The 23,879-nt window shown below is 53.5% G+C and carries 18 protein-coding genes and 2 tRNA genes; 3 read left to right on the forward strand and 17 right to left on the reverse strand.

Annotated elements, in window-relative coordinates:
* The coding region (locus tag HP566_RS12365; protein WP_249977573.1) for an RNB domain-containing ribonuclease at nucleotides 1-1,040 on the forward strand (1,040 nt) is incomplete at its 5' end.
* A gap of 152 nt (nucleotides 1,041-1,192) precedes the next feature.
* Here the strand turns inward: HP566_RS12365 and sucD are convergent.
* The 9 genes from sucD to sdhC all read right to left on the reverse strand — a co-directional run bounded on the left by sucD (nucleotide 1,193) and on the right by sdhC (nucleotide 12,935).
* A complete protein-coding gene (sucD, locus tag HP566_RS12370) occupies nucleotides 1,193-2,065 on the reverse strand; it encodes a succinate--CoA ligase subunit alpha (RefSeq protein ID WP_249977574.1) in 873 nt (290 codons plus the stop codon).
* Complete coding sequence (gene sucC, locus HP566_RS12375) at nucleotides 2,065-3,231, reverse strand: ADP-forming succinate--CoA ligase subunit beta (protein ID WP_249977575.1); 1,167 nt, start codon at nucleotides 3,229-3,231, stop codon at nucleotides 2,065-2,067. The genes sucD and sucC overlap by 1 nt, the downstream gene beginning before the upstream one ends.
* Nucleotides 3,232-3,382: 151 nt before the next feature.
* Nucleotides 3,383-4,822, reverse strand: coding sequence for a dihydrolipoyl dehydrogenase (gene lpdA, locus HP566_RS12380; protein WP_249977576.1), 1,440 nt, complete (start codon nucleotides 4,820-4,822; stop codon nucleotides 3,383-3,385).
* Between the two features lie 113 nt (nucleotides 4,823-4,935).
* Nucleotides 4,936-6,492: a 2-oxoglutarate dehydrogenase complex dihydrolipoyllysine-residue succinyltransferase gene (odhB, locus tag HP566_RS12385; protein ID WP_249977577.1), complete on the reverse strand. Its 1,557-nt coding sequence runs from the start codon at nucleotides 6,490-6,492 to the stop codon at nucleotides 4,936-4,938.
* A gap of 40 nt (nucleotides 6,493-6,532) precedes the next feature.
* The gene (locus HP566_RS12390; protein ID WP_249977578.1) at nucleotides 6,533-9,367 is read right to left on the reverse strand and encodes a 2-oxoglutarate dehydrogenase E1 component; all 2,835 of its coding nucleotides are present in this window, start codon (nucleotides 9,365-9,367) and stop codon (nucleotides 6,533-6,535) included.
* 335 nt (nucleotides 9,368-9,702) lie between these two features.
* Nucleotides 9,703-10,413 carry a succinate dehydrogenase iron-sulfur subunit gene (locus HP566_RS12395; protein ID WP_016914530.1) on the reverse strand — a complete coding sequence of 237 codons (711 nt, stop codon included), beginning with the start codon at nucleotides 10,411-10,413 and terminating at the stop codon, nucleotides 9,703-9,705.
* 27 nt (nucleotides 10,414-10,440) lie between these two features.
* Nucleotides 10,441-12,213: a succinate dehydrogenase flavoprotein subunit gene (gene sdhA, locus HP566_RS12400; RefSeq protein ID WP_249977579.1), complete on the reverse strand. Its 1,773-nt coding sequence runs from the start codon at nucleotides 12,211-12,213 to the stop codon at nucleotides 10,441-10,443.
* A gap of 3 nt (nucleotides 12,214-12,216) precedes the next feature.
* A complete protein-coding gene (sdhD, locus tag HP566_RS12405; protein ID WP_249977580.1) occupies nucleotides 12,217-12,564 on the reverse strand; it encodes a succinate dehydrogenase, hydrophobic membrane anchor protein in 348 nt (115 codons plus the stop codon).
* Complete coding sequence (gene sdhC / locus HP566_RS12410; protein WP_249977581.1) at nucleotides 12,558-12,935, reverse strand: succinate dehydrogenase, cytochrome b556 subunit; 378 nt, start codon at nucleotides 12,933-12,935, stop codon at nucleotides 12,558-12,560. The genes sdhD and sdhC overlap by 7 nt, the downstream gene beginning before the upstream one ends.
* Nucleotides 12,936-13,422: 487 nt before the next feature.
* Between sdhC and gltA the strand changes: the two genes are divergently transcribed.
* Nucleotides 13,423-14,709 (forward strand): citrate synthase, encoded by a 1,287-nt coding sequence (gene gltA / locus HP566_RS12415; RefSeq protein WP_249977582.1) that lies wholly within the window; start codon nucleotides 13,423-13,425, stop codon nucleotides 14,707-14,709.
* Between the two features lie 675 nt (nucleotides 14,710-15,384).
* On the opposite strand, the gene HP566_RS12420 is transcribed toward gltA, so the two are convergent.
* The 3 genes from HP566_RS12420 to gltX form a co-directional block, all read right to left on the reverse strand.
* A tRNA-Glu gene (locus HP566_RS12420) sits at nucleotides 15,385-15,460 on the reverse strand.
* A 36-nt stretch (nucleotides 15,461-15,496) separates the two neighbouring features.
* Nucleotides 15,497-15,572, reverse strand: a tRNA-Ala gene (locus tag HP566_RS12425).
* A gap of 118 nt (nucleotides 15,573-15,690) precedes the next feature.
* Nucleotides 15,691-17,169: a glutamate--tRNA ligase gene (gltX, locus tag HP566_RS12430; RefSeq protein ID WP_249977583.1), complete on the reverse strand. Its 1,479-nt coding sequence runs from the start codon at nucleotides 17,167-17,169 to the stop codon at nucleotides 15,691-15,693.
* A gap of 286 nt (nucleotides 17,170-17,455) precedes the next feature.
* Between gltX and HP566_RS12435 the strand changes: the two genes are divergently transcribed.
* Nucleotides 17,456-17,980, forward strand: coding sequence for a helix-turn-helix domain-containing protein (locus HP566_RS12435; RefSeq protein ID WP_249977584.1), 525 nt, complete (start codon nucleotides 17,456-17,458; stop codon nucleotides 17,978-17,980).
* A gap of 23 nt (nucleotides 17,981-18,003) precedes the next feature.
* Here HP566_RS12435 and HP566_RS12440 read toward each other — a convergent pair whose 3' ends face one another.
* The 5 genes from HP566_RS12440 to HP566_RS12460 form a co-directional block, all read right to left on the reverse strand.
* Nucleotides 18,004-18,588, reverse strand: a complete 585-nt coding sequence (locus HP566_RS12440; RefSeq protein ID WP_249977585.1) for a hypothetical protein — start codon at nucleotides 18,586-18,588, stop codon at nucleotides 18,004-18,006.
* Nucleotides 18,589-18,989: 401 nt separating this feature from the next.
* The gene (locus tag HP566_RS12445) at nucleotides 18,990-19,697 is read right to left on the reverse strand and encodes a hypothetical protein (RefSeq protein ID WP_249977586.1); all 708 of its coding nucleotides are present in this window, start codon (nucleotides 19,695-19,697) and stop codon (nucleotides 18,990-18,992) included.
* Nucleotides 19,698-20,111: 414 nt separating this feature from the next.
* Nucleotides 20,112-20,873, reverse strand: a complete 762-nt coding sequence (locus HP566_RS12450) for a DNA adenine methylase (RefSeq protein WP_249977587.1) — start codon at nucleotides 20,871-20,873, stop codon at nucleotides 20,112-20,114.
* Between the two features lie 126 nt (nucleotides 20,874-20,999).
* The gene (locus HP566_RS12455; protein WP_249977588.1) at nucleotides 21,000-22,046 is read right to left on the reverse strand and encodes a phage portal protein; all 1,047 of its coding nucleotides are present in this window, start codon (nucleotides 22,044-22,046) and stop codon (nucleotides 21,000-21,002) included.
* Nucleotides 22,043-23,821, reverse strand: a complete 1,779-nt coding sequence (locus HP566_RS12460; RefSeq protein WP_249977589.1) for a terminase large subunit domain-containing protein — start codon at nucleotides 23,819-23,821, stop codon at nucleotides 22,043-22,045. The genes HP566_RS12455 and HP566_RS12460 overlap by 4 nt, the downstream gene beginning before the upstream one ends.
* Between the last annotated feature and the right edge of the window lie 58 nt (nucleotides 23,822-23,879).

A 23,879-nucleotide genomic window follows, 5' to 3' on the forward strand; every position in this document is an offset into this window, starting at 1 on the left:
GTTTCTTTGCCGCCAATGTAAAATCCCACGCCAAGCTGGTTTATGACCGCGTATCCGACTGGATTGAAGGCCAGGGTGACTGGGCACCGGCTGAGGATATTGCTGAGCAGCTCCATGCCCTGCGGGACCTCACCGAAGCACGTACCGCCTGGCGTAATGAGCATGCACTGGTATTCAAAGACCGCCCAGACTACGTTTTCGACCTTGACGATGCGGGTAACGTACTGGCAATCCGCACTGAAGATCGTCGCATTGCCAATCGCATGATCGAAGAGTCGATGATCGCTGCAAACGCCTGCTGCGCGGACTTCCTCGCCCAACATATCGGCCACGGTATCTTCAACGTACACCGCGCTTTCGAGCCTGAGAAAGCCGAAGCCGCCCAGGAGTTTCTGGCCACCCAGGAGATTGAGGTAGCTCAGGAGGCACTCACCGAACTGGCTCATTACAAAGCGTTGAAGCGTGCCCTGGAAAGCCGTGACGATGCCTGGCTGGATGCGCGCCTGCGCCGTTTTCAGGGCTTTACCAGTATGTCGGCTCAACCTGGCCCGCACTTCGGCCTGGGGCTGCCTGCTTACGCCACCTGGACCTCGCCAATTCGTAAGTATGGCGATATGGTTAACCATCGCTTGATTAAGCGCGTACTCAAGGGCGAGCAGGCCCCGGCTGAAGCCAGCCAGCAGCTCACCGAACAGCTGACTGAGCGCCGTCGCCTGAACCGTATGGCTGAGCGTGATGTGAAAGACTGGCTCTATGTGCGCTACCTGACACCCGCCGCCCAAAACCAGCAGTCGTTTGAAGCCGAAATCATGGCGATCAACCGTGGTGGCATGCGGGTTCGGTTAGTGGAAAACGGCGCCACAGCCTTTGTACCCGCTCCGTTGATGCATAGTGACCGCGATAAAGTGGTCATTGATGATAAAGAGGGTCGTATTCAAATTGAAGGCGTAGAGCGCTACAAGCTGGGGGATAGCCTGCGCGTTGCACTGACTGAAGCGCGGGAGGAAACCCGTTCGCTGGTGGCCAAACCCGCCGCGTAACCTTGATGAATCCGCGCTAAACCAGTCATCATTCTTAAGTTGAGCGGCGCTTGCAAAAGCGCCGTTTTTTTATGTATGAAGGTATCGAAATAGCGCCCAACAAAAAGAGCACCCGAAGGTGCTCTTTTCAGTCAGCGGTGTCTGGCGTGGTGTTACCAGCCAGTCACTTCTTTCAGCGCATCGCCAATCTGTGCCAAAGAGCGTACGGTTTTAACACCGGCATCTTCCAGGGCAGCAAATTTCTCATCAGCGGTACCTTTACCACCAGAGATAATAGCGCCAGCGTGGCCCATACGCTTGCCAGGAGGTGCGGTTACACCGGCAATGTAGGAAACCACTGGCTTGGAAACATTGGCTTTGATGTAAGCCGCCGCTTCTTCTTCCGCGGTGCCACCGATTTCGCCGATCATCACGATCGCTTCGGTTTTCGGGTCTTTCTCGAACATCTCAAGGATGTCGATAAAGTTGGAACCCGGGATCGGGTCGCCGCCGATACCTACGCAGGTAGACTGACCGAAACCGTGATCAGTGGTCTGTTTAACCGCTTCGTAGGTCAGCGTTCCAGAGCGGGAAACGATACCCACTTTACCCGGCTGGTGAATGTGGCCCGGCATGATGCCGATTTTACATTCGCCTGGAGTGATAACACCTGGGCAGTTCGGGCCGATCAGGCGCACGCCCAACTCGTCGCATTTTACTTTTGCTTCGAGCATATCCAGCGTTGCGATACCTTCGGTGATGCACACGATCAGTTTGATGCCAGCGCTGGCGGCTTCAAGGATAGAGTCTTTACAGAACGGTGCCGGTACGTAGATTACGCTGGCTTCTGCGCCGGTTTTCTCGACCGCTTCTTTCACGGTGTTGAAAACAGGCAGGCCCAGGTGAGTCTGACCACCTTTGCCCGGCGTTACACCGCCGACCATTTGCGTGCCATAGGCAATCGCCTGTTCGGAGTGGAACGTGCCCTGGCCACCAGTGAAACCCTGGCAGATGACCTTGGTGTTCTTATCGATCAGGATGCTCATTACTTGCCCTCCGCTGCTTTTACAACCTGCTGAGCCGCGTCGGTCAGACTGGTAGCAGCGATGATGTTCAGACCGCTGGACGCCAGTTTTTCAGCGCCCAATTCTGCGTTGTTACCTTCCAGGCGTACAACTACCGGTACGTTAACACCGACTTGCTCAACGGCACCGATGATACCTTCAGCAATCATGTCGCAACGAACGATACCGCCAAAGATGTTAACCAGAACGGCTTTAACGTTGTCGTCGGAGAGAATGATCTTGAACGCTTCAGCCACGCGCTCTTTGGTTGCGCCGCCACCTACATCCAGAAAGTTAGCGGGCTTGCCGCCGTTCAGGTTGACGATGTCCATGGTGCCCATGGCCAGGCCAGCGCCGTTCACCATACAGCCGATGTTACCGTCGAGAGCAACGTAGTTAAGCTCCCACTTCGCTGCGTCGGCTTCACGCTGATCTTCCTGGGAAGGATCGCGCATCGCCTGCAGGTCCGGGTGACGGTACAGGGCGTTGCTGTCGAGGCCCAGCTTGGCATCCAGGCAGTGCAGGTTGCCTTCATCAGTGATAACCAGCGGGTTGATCTCCAGCAGCGCCAGATCCTTGTCGTGGAACAGCTTGGAGAGGCCCAGGAAAATCTTGGTGAACTGCTTAACCTGATCGCCTTCAAGACCCAGGGCAAAGGCCAGCTCACGCGCCTGGTAGGGCTGTGCGCCGACCAGCGGATCAATCTCTGCTTTGAGGATTTTTTCCGGTGTTTCTTCTGCAACCGTCTCGATCTCAACACCGCCTTCCGTAGAGGCCATGAAGACAACACGACGGGTGGTGCGGTCTACTACCGCGCCCAGGTAAAGCTCGTCTGCGATATCGGTGCAGGTCTCTACCAAAATCTTGGCAACCGGCTGACCTTTTTCGTCAGTCTGGTAAGTCACCAGGTTTTTACCCAGCCACTGCTCGGCGAAGGTTTTCGCTTCCGCCGGATCTTTAATCAGTTTAACGCCGCCCGCTTTACCGCGGCCACCAGCGTGAACCTGGGCTTTAACAACCCACATGTCACCGCCGATTTTTTTACACGCTTCTACTGCTTCTTCGGGAGTGTCCACGGCAAAGCCTTTAGACACTGGTAGACCATAATCAGCAAACAGTTGTTTGCCCTGATACTCGTGAAGGTTCATCGATTCATGCCATTGGTTGCATGTGACTCGAACGATGATCAGGTTCCATAAAAGAGCTGATCACCACCGTGCTTTCGATACTTGTAACTTACCTGACAAGGCCGAAAGTGTTGCGCCACCTGTCGGTGGCGCCTGGTTGTTGCTTAGCGAATTACTTACGCTTCTTGCGGTTAGCCATATGAATTGCATGGCCTTCCACCGCAAGTGCCGCTTCATGCACCGCTTCCGACATCGTCGGGTGGGCATAGCAGGTCAGGGCGAGATCTTCAGCGCTGGAGCCAAACTCCATCGCAATCACACCCTGGGCAATCATTTCGCCTGCGTGCTGACCGACAATGTGCATGCCAAGGATTCGATCAGTTTCCGCATCTGCGATGATCTTTGCGCTACCTTCAGTGGCATTGTTAGCCATCGCACGGCCGCTGGCCGCGAAGGGGAAGCTACCGGTTTTAACTTCGATACCTTTGGCCTTCGCATCCTGCTCGGTCATGCCAACCCATGCCACTTCAGGGAAGGTGTAGATGACGCTGGGAATAGTGTCGTAGTTCATCTCGGCTTTATGGCCAGCGATGATATCAGCCACCATAACGCCCTCTTCAGACGCCTTGTGCGCCAGCATCGGGCCACGTACGCAATCACCAATGGCATAAACACCCGGTACGTTGGTACGGCACTGGTCATCAACAAAGATGAAACCACGCTCGTCCAGCTCGATACCCACACCATCAGCAATCACGCCTTTGGTGTAGGGACGGCGGCCCACGCACACGATTAGCTTATCGAAAGTGATTTCCTGTTCGCCATTGGCATCGGTGTACTTGACGATGACTTCTTCGCCGTTGGTTTCCGACCCAGTCACACGGGCACCCAGCTTAATATCCAGGCCCTGCTTCTTGAGCAGCTTCTGGGTTTCCTTGGCGATAGTGGTGTCGACCATCGGCAGGAAAGCGTCCATCGCTTCCAGTACTGTTACTTCAGAACCCAGACGGTTCCACACGCTACCCAATTCAAGGCCGATAACACCAGCACCAATCACGCCCAGGCGTTTCGGTGTTTCCTGGAATTTCAGTGCGCCAGTTGAATCAACAACCAGACCTTCAGTCAGCGGTGTCGGCGGAATTTCAACCGGCACAGAGCCTGCGGCGATCACAATGTTATCAGCATCATATGTCGCGGTGTTGCCATCCAGGTCAGTCACTTCAACCTGTTTACCGGAAACCACTTTCGCGGTGCCTTCGATAGCCGTTACGCCATTGGCTTTAAAGAGGCCAGAGATGCCGCCGGTCAAGTTTTTAACGATCTTGTCCTTACGAGCCATCATCTTCTTGACGTCCATGGTGACGTCGCCAGCCTGGATGCCCATATCGTCGAAGTCATGTTTGGCTTCAACGAACTTGTGTGATGCTTCAAGCAGTGCTTTAGACGGGATACAGCCTACGTTCAAGCAGGTACCGCCGTGAACAACGTTACCTTCTTTACCAATCCATTTTTCAACACAGGCGGCTTTCAGACCCAGCTGCGCAGCGCGGATAGCCGCTACGTAGCCACCAGGGCCTGCACCAATAACGATCACATCAAACTTGTCAGCCATGTTGGCTCCTTTAGCTTGGTGCCTCCTCTCGATTCAGATAAAAACCGGAAGGAGGCTGTGTGCAATTGCATAAGAACGCTAGTTAGCGTGCTGGCGTGTATCAACGCGATAGTTTAAACGTCCAGCAGCAGGCGTGCAGGATCTTCCAGCAGTTCTTTAATGGTCACCAGGAATTGCACTGCGTCTTTGCCGTCGATCATGCGGTGGTCGTAAGAAAGCGCCAGATACATCATCGGGCGAATCTCGACCTTACCGTTAACGGCCATTGGGCGCTCCTGAATCTTGTGCATGCCCAGAATGGCGGTTTGCGGCGGATTGATAATCGGCGTTGACATCAGCGAGCCGAAAATACCGCCGTTGGTGATGGTGAACGTACCGCCCTGCATTTCGTCGATGCCGAGCTTACCGTCACGGGCACGCTTACCAAAGTCGACAATAGTCCTCTCGACGTCGGCGATTTTCATGCTGTCGGTATCACGCAGCACCGGCACCACAAGGCCACGGTCGGTAGACACCGCCACGCCGATATCCTGATAGCCGTGGTAAACGATATCGGTACCATCGATGGAAGCGTTAACATCCGGGAATCGCTTCAGCGCTTCAGAAGCCGCCTTAACGAAGAAGCCCATAAAACCGAGCTTGGTGTCGTGGGCCTTCAGGAAGGTGTCTTTGTACTGCGCGCGCAGCGACATGACGGCGCCCATGTCCACTTCGTTGTACGTGGTAAGCATGGCGGCAGTTTGCTGAGCCTGTACCAGCCGCTTGGCAATGGTCTGACGCAGGCGACTCATCGGTACACGCTTCTCAGTGCGCTCACCTTCTACTGCGGGTACTGCGGCCGTTTTTGCCGGAGCGGAAGACTTGGCTGCTTTCTTGGCAGAGCCATCCTTCACTGCTTTTTGTACGTCTTCTTTCAAGATACGGCCACCTTTACCGGTGCCTTCGATCCTGGCAACGTCCAGATCATGCTCAGCGACCATTTTGCGGGCTGCCGGGGCGAGGATTTTATCGCCAACTTTCTCATCGGCGCCTTCATCATCGCTGGAAGCAGAAGCGCTGCTGCTTTCTCCACCGCTGGCACCACCGGCACCTTCAGTAAAGATGGCCAGAATCGCTTCGGATTCCACCTGGCTGCCCTCTTCTGCTTTGATTTCCTCCAGCGCACCGTCAGCAGGTGCGACGACTTCAAGCACCACCTTGTCGGTTTCGATATCGGCCAGTACTTCATCACGCTTAACCGCTTCGCCCACTTTCTTGTGCCAAGTGGCTACGGTGCCTTCCTGGATCGACTCAGGGAAGCTTGGTGCTTTTACATCGTGCTTCTTGCCACCGCCACTGGCTTTTTGCGCGTCTTTCTTTTCGTCACTCTTCTCTTCAGCTTTTTCAGCGCCGCCATCACCAGAAGATTTCTCTTCTTTATTGCCAGAGGCGCTGGCTTCACCAATTTTACCCAGAATTTGCTCGGACTCGACGGTGTCGCCCTCTTCGGCCATTACGTCGGTCAGGGTACCCGCTTCCGGTGCGACGACTTCAAGCACCACTTTATCGGTCTCAATTTCAACAATCAGTTCGTCACGCTCAACGCTGTCACCCGGCTTTTTATGCCACGCGGCAACAGTGCCCTCGGCAACGGATTCCGGAAAGGTTGGCGCTTTGATCTCGGTAGCCATGTCGTTTCCCTTATATGTTCTCTAAATCCAGTGGGCGCTTTTATAGGTTAAAAGCGTCTTCCACCAGCTGGCGCTGCTGTTCAGTGTGGACGGACATGTAGCCCGCTGCCGGAGCAGCCGAGGCAGGACGTCCTGCAAATTTCAACTCGCGTCCAAGGCCATCTTTCAGCATATCGGCCACTGCACGCATGTGGTGCTGACTGGAGTACCAGGCGCCCTGATTCAGCGGCTCCTCCTGACACCACACAATGTCTTCCACATTGGCATACGCCTGGAGCACTTCCAGAAGCTCTTCTTTCGGGAAGGGATAGAGCTGCTCAAGACGGATAATCGCTGTATCGTTGCGCTCGTTTTCAGCACGCCAGTTGGCCAGGTCGTAGTAAACCTTGCCGGCGCACATGATAACGCGCGTAACCTGTTCAGCCGAGAGGTCTGCCTGATCAGGCAGTACCATATGGAACTTGCCATAGGCGAGATCTTCAAGACTGGAGACCGCTTCTTTATGACGCAACAGCGATTTGGGCGACATTACCACCAGCGGCTTGCGCAACGGGCGGATCACCTGACGACGCAACAGATGATAGATCTGCGCGGGTGTTGTCGGTACGCACACCTGCATATTGTGCTCAGCACATAGCTGCAGGAAGCGCTCCAGACGCGCAGAGGAGTGTTCGGGACCTTGGCCCTCATAACCATGGGGTAACAGCATGGTTAAGCCACACAGACGCCCCCACTTGGTTTCACCGGAGGAGATGAACTGATCAACAACCACCTGGGCACCGTTAAAGAAGTCACCAAACTGGGCTTCCCAAATAACCAGGTCATTGGGTGCTGTCGTCGAATAGCCATACTCAAAGGCCAGCACGGCTTCTTCTGACAGGAAGGAGTCGTGAATAGTGAAACGCGGCTGACTGTCAGCCATGTTCTGCAACGGTACGTATGTGGAGCCATCTTTCTGGTTATGCACCACAGCATGGCGGTGAGAGAACGTGCCACGCCCCACGTCCTGACCAGTAATACGAATCGGATGGCCCTGATCCAGCAATGTGGCGTATGCCAGGGTTTCTGCAAAACCCCAGTTAAGCCCCATACCACCCGCCTGCATTTTGCGGCGGTCTTCATAGATTTTGGCAACCTGACGCTGTACATCAACACCGTCAGGGATCTCACACATTTTTGCGGCCAACTGCTGCAGACGCTTCATATCGAAGGTGGTGTCTGCATCACCCGTCCACTCATGACCGAGGTAAGGAGCCCAATCGACAAACAGCGAAGTGTTTGGCTCCTGCACCAATGCGTTAGCCACGTGATTACCGGCCACCAGATCATCGCGATAGGTTTCGATCATCGTCTTGGCAGCTTCTTCAGAAATAACGCTCTGCTCTACCAAACGCTGCGCGTAAAGCGTACGCGAGGAGGGGTGGTCTTTAATCTTGGCGTACATCATCGGCTGGGTGCCGGACGGCTCGTCTGCCTCGTTATGGCCACGACGGCGGTAACACACCAGATCGATAACAACGTCTTTCTTAAACTGCTGACGGTAGTCCAGCGCCACCTGGGTAGCGTGAATCACTGCGTCGGGGTCATCGCCGTTGACATGGAAAATCGGCGCCTGAACCATCTTGGCAATGTCAGTACAGTACTCCGTGGAGCGTGCATCCAGTGGGTTCGAGGTAGTGAAGCCCACCTGATTGTTGATGACGATATGGACGGTGCCACCCGTTTTGTAGGCACGGGTTTGAGACATCTGGAATGTCTCCATGACCACGCCTTGACCGGCAAATGCAGCGTCACCGTGAACGTTGATCGGCAGTACTTTGCTGCCCTCATCGTCATTGCGGCGATCCTGTCGGGCACGCACCGAGCCTTCCACCACTGGCGCCACAATTTCAAGGTGAGAGGGGTTAAACGACATGGCCAGGTGAACTTCACCACCGGGAGACATGACGTTGGAGCTGAAACCCTGGTGATATTTAACGTCGCCAGAACCACGCTCAATGACTTTCTTGCCATCAAACTCATCGATCAGATCAGCCGGGTTTTTACCCAGAATATTGACCAACAGATTGAGACGCCCACGGTGAGCCATGCCAATAACGACTTCTTTGGTGCCATAACCACCAGCACGCTGAATCAGTTCGTCCATCATGGGTACAAAAGATTCACCGCCTTCCAGACCAAACCGTTTGGTACCTGGATATTTGGATGCCAGATAGTTTTCCAAACCTTCAGCCGCAGTCAAGCGCTCAAGGATGTGCTTGCGCACGTCATCACTGAACTTGGGGGCACTGCGAACCGACTCAAAACGCCTTTGTAGCCAGCGCTTCTCTTCTGTATCAACAATGTGCATGATCTCGCAACCAATAGAGCGACAATAAGTCTGCTCTAGCGCATCGACGATTTCACGCAACGGGGCTTTATCAATACCCAAGAAAAATGAGCCAGTTTGAAACTCGGTGTCAAGATCAGCTTTTGAAAGCTGGTGAAATGACAAATCGAGATCAGGGACGGGGGTGGGATTACGCAGTCCCAGCGGGTCGATATTGGCCTTCTGATGGCCACGGAAGCGGTATGCGTTGATCAGCTGCAGGACTTTTACCTGCTTTTTGCTCTCACCACTGTCGGCTGCAACGGCTACCCGACCTGGGCGGTTTTCACGGCCCAGCTGGTAAAACTGATCACGAATGGGGCTCAGTGGAACATCGTGGGAGGCACTGCCCTCAGGACGTGGCAACTGGTCAAAATAGTTGCGCCATTCGTCAGGGACAGCATCGGGATCGGCGAGGTACTGCTCATAAAGCGCTTCCACGTAGTGGACATTGCCGCCACTAACGTGAGAGGAACGCCACATCAACTCCATTATGCCTTGTTGCATCTCTCGGTCACCCTGCACTGATGGGGTGGTATCGGCATCGCTGCACTAACGCAACGACATCGCTATTGCCCTGCCGGCGGGGCGGGACATTTGCCGGCGGCGCCGACCGGAGGCCGGAAGCCCTATTCATAATACTTTTGCATGACGCGTTTCATTATCAGTTCATGCTCAAAAGCCGGTACTCACGGCACCGGCTTTTAAACTTGGCTGATTATGTAGTGCGGCGCGTCGCCACACTACAAACGGCCCCTATGATAACAAGCGAAGCGCCACGATTTAAGTAGCTTTGTAGCACAACTTAAGTGGCACTCGTTTTTTTCTCATACATTAGGCATTTACGTTGCGTCTGCAAGCAACATTTCACGAATTTTACCAATTGCACGCGTCGGATTCAGTCCTTTTGGACACACTGCAACGCAATTCATGATGCCGCGGCAACGGAATACCGAAAACGGATCTTCCAGGCTGGTCAGCCGCTCACGGGTTGCTGTGTCTCTCGAATCCGCCAGGAAGCGATAAGACTGCAGCAATCCTGCAGGCCCTACGAACTTGTCCGGATTCCACCAGAACGATGGGCACGATGTGGAACAGCATGCACAAAGGATACACTCATACAGACCATCCAGCTTGTCGCGCTCTTCCGGTGACTGCAGACGCTCGATGGCTGGTGCTGGGGTATCGTTCTGCAGGTACGGCTGAATGCGCTCGTACTGCTTATAGAACAAGCCCATATCAACCACCATGTCGCGGATAACCGGCAGACCAGGCAGCGGACGCAGCGTCAGCTTGTTGTTTTTTACGACATCGGACAGTGGCGTAATACACGCCAAGCCGTTTTTGCCGTTCATATTCATGCCGTCGGAGCCGCAAACGCCTTCACGGCAGCTGCGACGATAGGCCAAACCACTATCCTGCTCTTTCATCAGATGCAGTACATCCAGCACCATCAGGTCGCGGCCTTTGGTATCAACCTGAAACTCCTGCATGTAAGGCGCGGAGTCGGTTTCCGGATTATAGCGGTATACGGATACCTGAAGATTGGACATTGTGACTCCCTCTCGTCAGTGCGGAGATTAGTAGGTACGAACCTTAGGCTCGAATGTATCAACGGTTTTCGGCTTGAAGTTCACGTCGCGCTGCTTCAGCTCTTTGGTCGCAGGGAAGTAGAGCGAGTGTTTCAGCCAGTTGACATCATCACGGTCTGGATAATCATAGCGCGAGTGGGCGCCACGGCTCTCTTTACGCTCAAGGGCAGCAATCGCCGTTGCTTCCGCCACTTCCATCAGGTTGTCCAGCTCAAGCGCTTCTACACGTGCAGTGTTGAAGGCATTGGACTTGTCAGGCAGGTGAGCGTTAGCAATACGACCACGCAGATCAGCCAGCTTTTTGACACCTTCCTGCATATTTTTCTCTTCACGGAATACACCGAAAGAGTTCTGCATAATATCCTGGAGTTCCGCTTTGAGCTCTGGAATGCTTTCACCGCCTTCCGACTCGTTCCAGCGGGTAATGCGCTTCATCGCAGATTCAATATCTGACTCTGACGCATCCAGGTATTCAATACCTTCATTCAGCGCGCCTTCGATAAACATACCAGCCGCACGCCCAAAGACGACCAGATCCAGCAGCGAGTTACCGCCCAGACGGTTGGCACCGTGTACGGATACACACGCTGCTTCACCACACGCAAACAGCCCATTAACGATCTGATCGTTACCGCTTTCATCCTGCATAATGGCCTGACCATGCACGTTGGTCGGAATACCGCCCATCATATAGTGGCAGGTGGGTACTACTGGAATCGGGTCTTTCGCAGGGTCAACGTGAGCAAACGTTTTGGATAGCTCTACGATACCCGGCAGTCGTTTACCCAGCACCTCTTCACCCAGGTGGTCAAGCTTCAGGAAGACGTGATCGCCTTTCTCGCCACAACCACGGCCTTCCAGGATTTCCATAACCATGGAACGCGCCACTACATCGCGGCCTGCCAAATCTTTGGCATTCGGCGCGTAACGCTCCATGAAGCGCTCGCCATCCTTATTGATCAGATAGCCACCTTCACCACGGCAACCTTCAGTGACCAACGTGCCCGCACCGTAAATACCGGTCGGGTGGAACTGCCACATTTCCATATCCTGCATGGGGAAGCCAGCACGCAGCGCCATGCCGATACCGTCGCCCGTATTGATCAGGGCATTGGTAGTGGATGCATAAATACGACCTGCTCCACCGGTCGCCAGTACCGTTGCCTTGGATTTAACATGTACGACTTCACCAGTCTCGATGCACATGGCGATACAGCCAACGACATCACCGTTGCCATTCTTCACCAGATCAACCGCATACCATTCGTTCAGGAACGTGGTGTTGTTCTTCAGGTTGTTCTGGTAAAGGGTGTGCAGCAGCGCATGGCCTGTACGGTCAGCCGCAGCACAGGTGCGAGCGGCCTGACCACCCTCACCGAAGTTCTTCGACTGCCCACCAAACGGGCGCTGGTAAATGCGGCCATTATCAAAGCGGGAGAACGGCAACCCCATGTGCTCTAGCTCAAAGACCGCTTTGGGGCCTTCTGAACACATATACTCTGCAGCATCCTGGTCAGCGATATAGTCGCCGCCCTTTACTGTGTCGTACATGTGCCAGCGCCAGTCATCGTTCGGGTCTGCTGATGCAATCGCACAGGTAATACCACCCTGGGCAGAAACAGTGTGAGAGCGCGTCGGGAACACTTTTGACAATACGGCTGTCTTTTTACCGGACTTGGCCAGTTCCAAAGCAGCACGCAGGCCAGAGCCACCGCCACCGACAATGATGGCGTCAAACGTCAGGCTACGAAGGTTAGACATTTATTAAGCTCCCCACAGAATTTGAATGCCCCACACCAGATATACGAAGATGGCCAGAATAATCAGCGTCTGGGCACCTACGCGCAGGCGGGTGGACTTGAGATAATCGGTGGTGACAGTCCACAAACCGATCCAGGCATGCGCTGCAATGGAAATAAATGCCAGCAGCGAGAAAATACGCATCCAGGTCTGGCTAAACAGTCCACTCCAGGCGTAGTAATCCAGGTTTGGATTGAACAGCAAATAAGCAACGATGAAAATCGTATAAAGTGCCAGAATCACCGCAGAAACACGCTGCATCAGCCAGTCAGACAGCCCGCTACGACCAAAGCTAGTAATATTGGTTACCATACCCAAACTCCTGCCAGAATGATCAGAACCGCACTGATCACGACGGTGATCTGTGCTTTTTTCACGCCACCCTCAAGGGTCACGCCGATATCCGCATCCATCAGCAGGTGTTTGATGCCTGCCACAAAGTGGAATGCCAAGGCGGACAACAATCCCCAAGCGACAAACTTGGCAAAAAAGTTGTTGGCCAATGCATTGCTGACTGCATCGAAGCCAGCGGGAGACGACAGTGATTTACCCAGCGCCCAAAAAGCGAACATCAGGCCAACGAACAGGATGACACCCGTGATACGGTGTGTAATCGACGTTAGCGCCGGAAGTGGGAAATGTATCGTAGTAAGATCTAAATTTACGGGTCGTTTGCTATTCACGGCGTTATACACACTCTCTTGGCCCGCTCTGCGACAGGTCGGGCATGGCCCGAGCGGGCAGTGGTTGCTGGAAGGGGCTCGGCCGTTGCCAAGTCGGGCACGACCACCTACCTGCCGGTCGCGCGCCGTGGATTATAAGAACCTTCGCCCTCGCTGACAAACCGAACTCGGGATTAACTCGACCATGGTGCAAGAAAATTGCCATAAACCCGAGTCGATTTTGCGTTGCAGCATGGTTATAGTGACAGGAGTTTGGTGGTTTGATAAGCCTATTAACGTTCGTCAACTCTCTGGCACTTCGCTACTATGAACACCAAACCAATCATATACAAAAATTATTCACATAAAAACACTTGTACAACCAAACCTAGCGCTTAGGCTAATTGACAAAATGTTGCACACTTCTATAGTGGGCAAGCCTTTTCGCCGGCGCGGTATGCGAAACACCGACTTTAACGTCCCAAACCGAATTCGAAAGGAGGCCAGCATGGCTGACAGGAAAGCGACATTGACGGTAGACGGTCTAGACAAAACGATCGAACTACCCATGTATTCCGGCACACTTGGCCCCGACGTCATCGACGTACGCAGCTTGGGTGCTGAAGGCCTGTTTACCTACGACCCCGGCTTTATGGCCACCTCTTCCTGCCAATCCGCCATCACTTATATTGATGGCGGCAAGGGCGTACTGCTGCACCGCGGCTACCCCATTGAACAACTGGCCAAAGAGTCTAATTTTGTCGAAGTGTGCTACACCTTGCTATTCGGTGAGCTGCCTAATGACAAGCAATACGCCGATTTCGAATCGCGGATTCGTAATCACACCATGGTTCACGACCAGATTAACAATTTCTTCAAAGGGTTCCGTCGTGACGCGCACCCGATGTCGATTCTGTGCGGTGTTGTCGGTGGGCTTGCAGCCTTCTACCACGATCATATGGACATCACCCAGGAAGAAGATCGTGTTATCAGCGCTATTCGCCTGATTGCCAAAATGCCCACGCTGGCAGCGATGTCGCATAAATATAATGTCGGCCAGCCGTTTAACTATCCGCGCAATGACCTGAGCTATGCAGAGAACTTCCTCTACATGATGTTCAGTAATCCGTGTGAAGAGTACGAAATCAACCCTGTTTACGCGAAAGCCATGGACCGCATTTTCATGCTACACGCGGACCACGAACAGAACGCCTCCACCTCTACAGTGCGTCTGGCTGGCTCCACCGGCGCCAACCCCTTCGCCTGTATTAGTGCCGGTATCGCTGCTCTATGGGGTCCGGCCCATGGCGGCGCGAACGAAGCTGTTCTGAATATGCTTGATGAAATCGGTGACGATTCTGAGGAAAATATTCAGCGCTTTGTCGATAAGGCAAAGGATAAAGAAGATCCGTTCAAGCTGATGGGCTTTGGTCACCGTGTTTATCGCAACTTTGACCCTCGCGCCAAAGTGATGAAAGAGACCTGCGATGAGGTGCTCGCCGAGCTTGGCATGGCTGATGATCCACAGCTCAAAATTGCCAAACGCCTTGAGCAGATAGCCTTGGAAGACGAGTACTTCATCGAACGCAAGCTCTACCCGAACGTCGACTTCTACTCTGGCATCATCCTCAAAGCCATGGGCATTCCCACCAATATGTTTACCGTCATCTTTGCGGTATCACGCACCATTGGCTGGATCTCTCACTGGCACGAAATGCTCAGCGAAAGCTATAAGATTGGCCGCCCGCGTCAACTCTATATCGGCCATGACCAGCGCGATTACCCCAAAAAATAAATTTCAGCTTACGCGCTTATTGATTGGATGACACAAGGCCACCCCAGTGGTGGCCACAGACTGCTGACGAGCCCCACATTTTGTGGGGTTTTGTCGTTGCAAAGCAGTGATAGGCGCGATGAGGGCACGCTGGACTGAATAGGTATAAGGAGGGTCAATATAACTCCAAAGAGGCCACAGAGCCGAATTACCACCTAGTAGACGACTCATCCCTGCTGTATGGGTGACCATCTCCGCTACAGATGACAGCTCATAGGCCGGCTACCATTGGGATACATTTTCTCTGTTTAAATGACTTCGAAAACCTGAATAGCGCTTGACTTTCCCCCACTACCAGCCTGAAAAAGGTTTTCCACACTATCTGTGGATAACCCTGTTTACAACCATTAGAAAACGTCTCGAAATCGCCATGAACAGTGACTCAGTCTTAAATTGGTCATTTTTTGATCTAACGCAACTTATTGTTTTAATTGAAATTATTTTAAATGACTGATTTTTTGGGTAAACACTGGAGAGTTGTACACACCCCTCATAACAAAGAAACAAAAGTGGACAAGTCAAGCACAAAATCACTCAAAAAAGTGACTCAAAAGGGGTAAATGGCCTGACAACAGACAGGAGCTGCCACCCAACTGCCAAGAGCAGTCTGGCATATAAGATAGGAGCAATCTAAGGTGGCGTCCCATAGGGGGTTCGAACCCCTGTTCCCGCCGTGAAAGGGCGGTGTCCTGGACCACTAGACGAATGGGACGTATCTGATTAGAGCAATAACGTACGAGGCCGTTATTGGTGGAGCCTAGCGGGATCGAACCGCTGACCTCAACACTGCCAGTGTTGCGCTCTCCCAGCTGAGCTAAGGCCCCACATGTCGCGAAGACGGAACGTATACTACTGATTACGCTTACCTTCGTCAACCCTCTTCTCTATGTGAAACGCCAACCCCTGGCGACTATCTGCGGTTGGCGTTTCGGTTACAACGACCTATAACGCACGATACTCTTTTTCAAAGCGCTTCGCTTGTTTCTTGGAAACACCGCCCAGCACCTCAATGGCATTGCGAAGACGCGCCCGCGTCACATCTGATCCTAAAATAGCCATGGCATCCATTACCGAGGTGCTTGATGCACTCCCCGTGATAGCAATGAAAACGGGCGCCAGAAATACTTTCATTTTAAGCTCAAAGTGCTCTGCAAGCGCTTTTACCTCTGCTAGCAGTGCCTCTTTATGCCATGCAGGCACAGCCTCAAAACGCCATACCAGAAACTGGAATAGCTTCACCAGCTCTTCTTTCTCCAGTTTTACAGCGTCAAAATCACTTTCCGTGATCGCAGGTAATCCGGAGAAGAAGTGTCCGGCCAGGGGAACCACTTGCGATAGAGTTTCAACTCGCGGACGCACCTGGGGAAGAATCTGCTTCACATAGGCATCGTTAAATGCCCACTCACACAATGCTTGCAGCAGAGCGTCATCGTCAAGATCTTCACGAATATAAACACCGTTCAACCAAGTGAGTTTTTCCAGATCAAACACCGGCCCCCCCAGCGATACACGCTGAATATCAAACTCAGCCATCATATCTGATAGGCTAAATTTCTCCCGCTCATCGGGCATTGACCACCCCATGCGACCTAAATAGTTGGTCACAGCCTGGGGCAAAAAACCCATTCGACGGTAGTAATTGATTGATGTAGGATTTTTACGCTTCGAAAGCTTGGATTTATCGGGGTTACGCAGCAGCGGCATATGGCATAGCTGCGGCATTTCCCAGCCAAAGTACTCATAAAGCAGTTGGTGCTTGGGTGCAGAGTTAATCCACTCTTCACCCCGTAACACATGGGTAATGCCCATTAAGTGATCATCAACCACATTCGCCAGATGGTATGTGGGCATGCCGTCGGATTTCATAAGGATTTGTGCGTCTACCTGCGCCCAATCCACCTCAATAGTGCCGCGCAGCATATCGCTTACCACGCATACACCATCGCTGGGTACGTTCATACGTACGACATAGGGCCACCCTTCCTGCTCACGGCGCGCGTGCTCGGCCGCATCCAGAGCCAGATCCGCAGGCTTTAACGCTAAATGCATGCCGGCAGCTTTGCGTGACTCGCGCAACTCATCCAGTTCCTCGCTAGTGCGGTAACACTTAAACGCATACCCACTATCCAGCAACTGCTGCGCATACTGAGCGTAAATATCGCCACGCTCGCTTTGGCGGTAGGGGCCGTGAGGACCACCTACATCAGGACCTTCATCCCACTCAAGCCCCAGCCAACGCAGCGAGTCCAGAATCATCTGCTCTGACTCAGGTGTAGAACGCACCCGATCGGTATCTTCAATGCGCAGAATGAACTGCCCACCATGCTGACGTGCGAAGCAAAGATTAAACAGCGCAATGTAGGCGGTACCTACATGGGGATCACCCGTTGGAGAAGGTGCGATACGAGTACGTACGGTCATCAAAATATCCTTTTGCCATTAAGCGTGGCGCCATTATACGCACCCAACGTCCAACCAACAGCACCGATCAGGGAACGAGTTTGCCTTAAAAGCGTCAGACCGAATGCTTAACGGTTATAGATGGGAAGATGCGCGTTAAAGCACAATCGCTTAGTATGGCGCAGTACCTATGATTCGTGTTCATGTCTGAAAATGCGTCGCACTATTTTCAGTATGTTCAGAGCGCCACCTGATGCGGTGGAAGTACATTCAACGAGCTTGTTTGGCTCATCGACAGGAAAATGAAATGGAATCGCTAGGCTCACGTATCAAGCAACTGCGGCTTAGGGCCAAGCTCAATAAAGCTGCCCTTGCACGTAAAGTTGGCGTGTCAGATGTCACCATTTCTTACTGGGAGTCTGGGGCGATCAAACAGATCGGCCATGAGCGGTTAGTTGCGCTCGCCGATGCCCTTGATTGCTCATTAGCTACCCTTTTGGAAGGTGACAGCGCGCCACAACTTTTAACACTGACCCACACCGGTCCTCTCCCCTGGGAACAGGTGCAGGCAACGACGATTACGGTACCGCACCATCTGCCGTTACAAATCGATTGGAAAGCACCCTGTGTTATGGCAACACCCGGTAAAGAGACGGATTTCTCGCCGGTTGGTGCAGGTGACCTTTTGCTGCTAGGCCCTACGCATGTGTTTCACAAAGCAGGGCATTACTTAGTTCAGCGTGAAGACCGTTTTGTTATTGAGCACTTTACCAAAGCGCCCAGTGACACGACTATCCATGCTGTTCTGCTAGCTCATTGGTGCCCTGCCTAAAGCATCTTATCTCCCCAACATCCTTAATTGTCCTCAACTACGTCCACCTGGTCACGTGTGCGTCTTGGTTCACTGCCAACCAAGAAGCGGCGTGAGTAGGTGGCAACCTGCCCCAAGCCATGGCGGGACTGAGTCACCAACTCCCCCGTCAGGTGTTCCCCTTGAGACCCTATGCGCTCTTGCACAGCGTTTGGCTGGACACTGGCTTCAGAAAGCTGAACGCGAACAATATATCCACCGTCAGGCAAGCCACTGCCTGAGCCAAAAGGGCCGGTGCTGAACTGGCCAGACAGCACACTGGTTCTCGACTGCCAGCGGACACTACTCAGCTCTCGCTCAACGATGACCTGAATTCGAGCGCCATCCGGCAGGTTAGTTTCACCTTCAATCATTAACCGACGGTCAGGACGTAACATGGCCGAAGTGGAAATGACCACCTCTAAAGGCTCGATAACTTCCTCAACATCATCCATGCGCTCCTGGGAGACGGTTTCCTCGCTAACCGTTTCAGACTGCTCAACGGGTTGCTCCTCCTCCTGGCCTCCACACCCCGCCAGCAGCAATGTACTTACTAACACTATGCTGATACCACTTACTGTTTTATGCATAGAAACTCCTCAACAGCGAAACTCAAGCTTACCACCGCATAGCATCCATCACAGTGATTTAGACCTCGTAAAATGCTCATCACAGCCACAGATGCGGAAATGACAGCAATTTGTTACTCTTCTCACACTCATGGAGGTTCGCCTGCTTCAACCATTCCGGGGAAATATCGAACCGGTATCATGGATTGAAGTTAGTGATACTGGCTGTCTCCCATGCCCCACGTATCTATCGAGTGGCATTAGCCCCTTTCTACGCAGTCTAAAATGACATATCACACTGAAAAAGTTAGCCCAACGTATGCCAACCAGGCACGCTTATTCTCCGTCGCCCCCATGATGGATGGGACCACAAGACCAGTAAAATAGGGCTTTCTGGCTAGCTTGGTACACTGGTGGTGCACTTAGTGACCTCTAAACCTTTCCTCCATTACCATGACAACACCAGGGAAAACTCTACGGGTAAATTCATTAATGTATCGGTAGCCATCAGCAGGAAAGTGAAAAGCATACTGAACTGGCTTCTTACGCAGTTTTTGAAAGTCCTCAATTTCATCTAACCAATTAAGAATTCTCTTTTTTATCTGTTCGCTATTGATTTTATTTGAACCCTCGTCCCAAACCTCTGAGATCGGAAGATAAGGCACGATAAAAGTTACGGCAAAGCGTCTGTCAGCCTCATAAGAATGTAGGTATCCAGCGTCATCCCAAGCCTCCTGCAACTTCTCATTAACGTTACTAGTAATATCGTTGACCCTAACCCCGATACCTTGCCAAGATTGCTTAGCCTCTATAGCAAGCGACACCTCTTTATTACACACGTACAGATCACAACGCCCTACCCTGTCAGTACGCTCTTCATTTTCCCTGTGGCCACGCTTGGTTGCGCCGAATTCCTCAAGTGCTACCCACCCGGACTTCCAGGCAGCACCTGCTAATAAACTGATTGATGCTCTTTCGTTATGCCACCAACCATTCTCAACCAGGTCAAAGCTTGAATGCAGTGCTGAGTACTCATGCTGAGCATCAATCCATGCACGAAGGAGAGCATGCAACTCTTGATCTCCTAGTGATTCAATTTTTTCGATATTTTCTTCTTGAGTAAAAGACATTTAACATCCTGTGCAAGCAAAAACTAAAAGCATAAGTAACGATCTTTAATATTGAGTAAGTCTGCATGAAAATGCATAAAAATACATACCATTATAACCGCCCTTCCGCCCAGCATTGGCGCGGCTTGAGGCACTACCGCAGGGGTGCATAAAAACCTCTACATTTAGCGCGCGGGCGGGGCGGGGTGACGATGGCGCGGCGCGGGTCGCCGCCGGGGTGGGTAGGCGGGCCGTACAGCCGCCACAAGGCGCGTTCTCGGTTCGCGTGAGGTCGGGATAGGGCTATAATTGCGGCGATTACATCGAATAATAGAGCTAATAAAAAGGCTAATGCGTATTATTTTAAATTTGTTTCATGTGTGCGCGCACAAAAAAGCCACCTGAGGCGGCAGCTTATTTAGTCCTTGGGTTCTATCAGCAGTTCGTGATGATCAGCTCACCGCGTGGCTCGGTTGCCTGTTGGCCAACAGTGTAACGAACTAGGGTGGTGCGGATCGTTAACCCCGCGAAGGCATCACGCATTTCGGGTGTGTCGTTGACACTGATTACGAACTGCCCCTGACCTGTTCGTACCAGCTCCCCCATGCGGAAGTACTCTTCTAGCGGGAAGTCGCGGCCATAGCCAGCAGTGCCCCAATACGGTGGGTCGAGGTAGAACAGCGTGCCTTCCCGATCGTAACGCTTGATGCACTCTGCCCAGTCCAGGTGCTCGACCACTGTACGAGCCAGGCGCAGGTGGGCGGCGCTGAGATCTTCCTCAATGCGTAGCAGGTTCATACGTGGTGGGGACATGGCAGAGGTGCCAAACGTCTGGCCGCTGACCTTGCCGCCGAAGGCGAGCTTTTGCAGGTAGAAGAAGCGCGCCGCCCGCTGGATATCGGTCAGGTGGCGCGGATCGATCTCGCGTTGAGTGAGGTACTCTTCCCGGCTGATCAGCCCCCAGCGGAACTGCTTCACCAGCTCATCCGGGTGGTGCTTCACCACGCGGTATAGGTTGACCAGCTCCCCATGGGCATCGTTGATGACTTCCACTTTGCTGGGGGCTTTCATAAAGAAGAGCGCAGCGCCGCCGCAGAAGGGCTCCACGTAGGCGGTGTGCGGTTTGAAGAGCTGTAGGATCTGTTTAGCCAAGCGGCGCTTGCCGCCCATCCAGGGCAAAATCGGTCGATTCATCATCCATGATACCTGTTCAAACATACAGTATTAATATACAGTAATGGGTATCGCTTGCGGGGCCGGGACGCTCCCACTGCTTTCAGGGATGAAACGAGCGATATGCGCCTGGTCATGCCAGGCGCTTTTTTATTGTGGGTCTAGCGAATACTCCCGAAACCGAATCACCTCCTCCCCCAGCACATCATTGATCTCACTGAACACCGCCTGCACCGGCTCCAGCTCGTTGGTGACGAACACCTTGGCGGCTTTCTCCACGTCGCCGAAGCCGCCAGTATTGTTGGGGATAATGCCCATGAGCTGCGGGGGGATGCGATGGCCCGCCAACTGGTCGTCGCGGGTGATGTTCTTGATCGCGGCGAAGTCGTCCTTCGCGGCCACCTCAGAGATCGGGATGATCTGGATGCCGTCTTTCTTCCCGTTGGGGCTATAAAGGAAAAGGTTGCGGAAGTTGCCCACGCCCTTCGACTCTTTCAATGCTGTACGCATGGCATCGATGTCAGTCATATCGTGGGCAGGATCTGAGACGTACATCACAAAGCCCGCATGAGAACCGTTCAGGTAATACTTGCGCCGGAACAGCGTGGAGTTTTCGTTCAAGTAGATCGATTGCAGCGCACCCAGGTAATCCGGCACGCCATACACCTCCTGGTTAATATCCGGTTCCAGCAGGTGGATAATGCTGTCCTCGTCGAACTCGCTGCGCTCCGACCAGTTGGGCACCCAGAAGTAGCGGCTAAGATCCGCCCCGCGGCGAACATACTTCGCCCGCGCCGGTTTCAGTGCCAGCAGTCGGTTCAAGCGTCCATAGATCTTCTCCAGGTAGCAATTGCCAAACACCAGGTAATCGGTGGCCAGCGCACTAAACGCCTGGCGGCTAAGTAGTGGATGAGGAATGAAGGAACGCACCAATATATTGCGCTTCACCTGAATAGCCGAGCCATGGTGCGCCGTGGCGCGGTAGGTCTGGGCCAGCGCCGGAAAATCTACCGGTGGCTCGTACCACTCATTGCCCAGCATCCAGCAGCCGGTATAGAAAAAATCATAGCCATCGATCACCGGCGTCGACTCGCCAAAGCTGAACGCCTCCGCCTTGGCAGGCGCTGCTGTCTCGCCCGCTTCATTCACAACGTAAGCGGGCACGCGCACCCGCGGCTTTTCTGCCGCTTCGCTCATCCGTACATCTCCATTAGGGAACGGCCCATGCCGTGATCGACCGGGCCATCGAGTGGCTCATTGTGTAAGGCGTGCATAGTCGCCCACGCCAGGTCAGCGTGGCCGGTCTGGTTATTGCGCCCGGCGGTGTAGGTCATCTGGCGTCCGGAGGCAGTCAGCTCCCGGCGGATCGCCATAAAAGACTGAGCAAGATCCACCCACCCCGCATCGAATTCAAGACGCCCCTTATTGATGATCTGCTGCGCCTGCATCACCAGGCGCGACTTCATTTCCGGGGTATAGCGGTAACGGGTGACTGTGGGGAAGAACTTCGCCACCAACTGGGCCACGGCCTCCCCCAGGCCCGAGGTATCAATGCCGATAAAGGTCACGTTATAGCGGCGGGTCATGCTGCGGATAAACTCTGATTGGGCCTCATAATCGCGGCCCTTGAGGCGATGGCGTTCCAGAATGCGGTGCTTGCTATCGGTGTTTTTTGGCGGTGCGACCACCACCAGACCCGCCCCATCGCCCTCTTCACCATCGCCGGCCGGATCGTAACCAATCCATACCGGATGCTCGCCATACGGCCTTGGGGCGAAGGGTTTCAGATCCCGCCAGGCATCCCAGCTGTCCACCATGCAGCGTTGCATCATCGCCAGCGGGAAGGCACTTTGCGTATCGTCCACGAACTCGCACATCAGCAGGTTCGCAAACTCATCATCGCTGTACTCAAGGCGCAGCTGGTCGATGTCGAACAGATCACAGCCACCGGCGATAGCATCTTCAATGGTCACGATCTGCCGCCACTGGCCATCCGGCCCCCGCGCTCCATTCTTCAGCGCTGCGTGGCTGATATCGATCTTTACCCGGTCGGCTTTCTTCTGGCGTTTATTGAACCGGTCACCGGTCCAGAACGGGTAAGCCTCATGGGCTACCGACGATGGCGTACTGAAGTAGGTTTGCTTCCACTTCTTGTGCATCGCCATGCCCGACGTCACCTTGCGGAACGTCTCGAAACCATGAATCCAGAAGTATTCGTCTAAATAGGTATCGCCGTGATAGCCCTGCGCCGTCTTGGCGTTGGTGCCTAGAAAGTGAAGCTCAGCGCCGTTGGCGAGAATAATGGGGTCGCCCTTCAGTTCCACCCCGGTGACTTCCTTTACGAACTGCACGATGTAGTGCCGGAAGATGTGCGCCTGGGCCTTCGAGGCGGACATGAATATCTTGTTCTTACCCGTCTCCATCGCATCGGCAATGGCTTCCCGAGCGAAGTACCAGGTAGCACCTATCTGGCGGCTTTTGAGCAGGTTACGAATGCGCTCATGCTGCCCAGCGCGGTACCAACCCCGCTGGTAATTAAATAGCGACGCCTCAAACGCCTCGACAATCTGAATAACGCCTTCATCACCCACATCATTACGTGCAGGCTTACGCTTCGGCCCCGCATTGCGGCGTTCGATGTTGGGATTTAGATCGCTCTCCTTCCCGCTACCCTGGTACTTATGCACCCGCGCTAACCGCTCGATCTGGCGGCCCAGCAGGTCAATCTCCTTAAAATCCTTGCCCTCTTTTTGCTCCTTCCAAATCAACTGCACCAGGCGCGCTTCCAGCGCCCCCTCTACCCGCTGGGTCGGCGTCGCGTCATCCCATGCGTCGCGCTTTTTCCACGAATCAATGGTCGTCCTGGGGATATCCAGGAACTCAGCAATGCGCGCAATCCGCCACCCCATCCAAAAAAGATGGCGGGCAGAAAGGCGGTAGTGATCGTCGTCGATGTGCGCTTGGGGAGTCATGCCGCCAGCGTACCCGCGCAGGCACGGCGGATATCGTCCTGCCCGGTGTAAGTAGCGC

The sequence above is a fragment of the Vreelandella olivaria genome, assembly GCF_023507745.1.
GTDB lineage: Bacteria > Pseudomonadota > Gammaproteobacteria > Pseudomonadales > Halomonadaceae > Vreelandella > Vreelandella olivaria_A.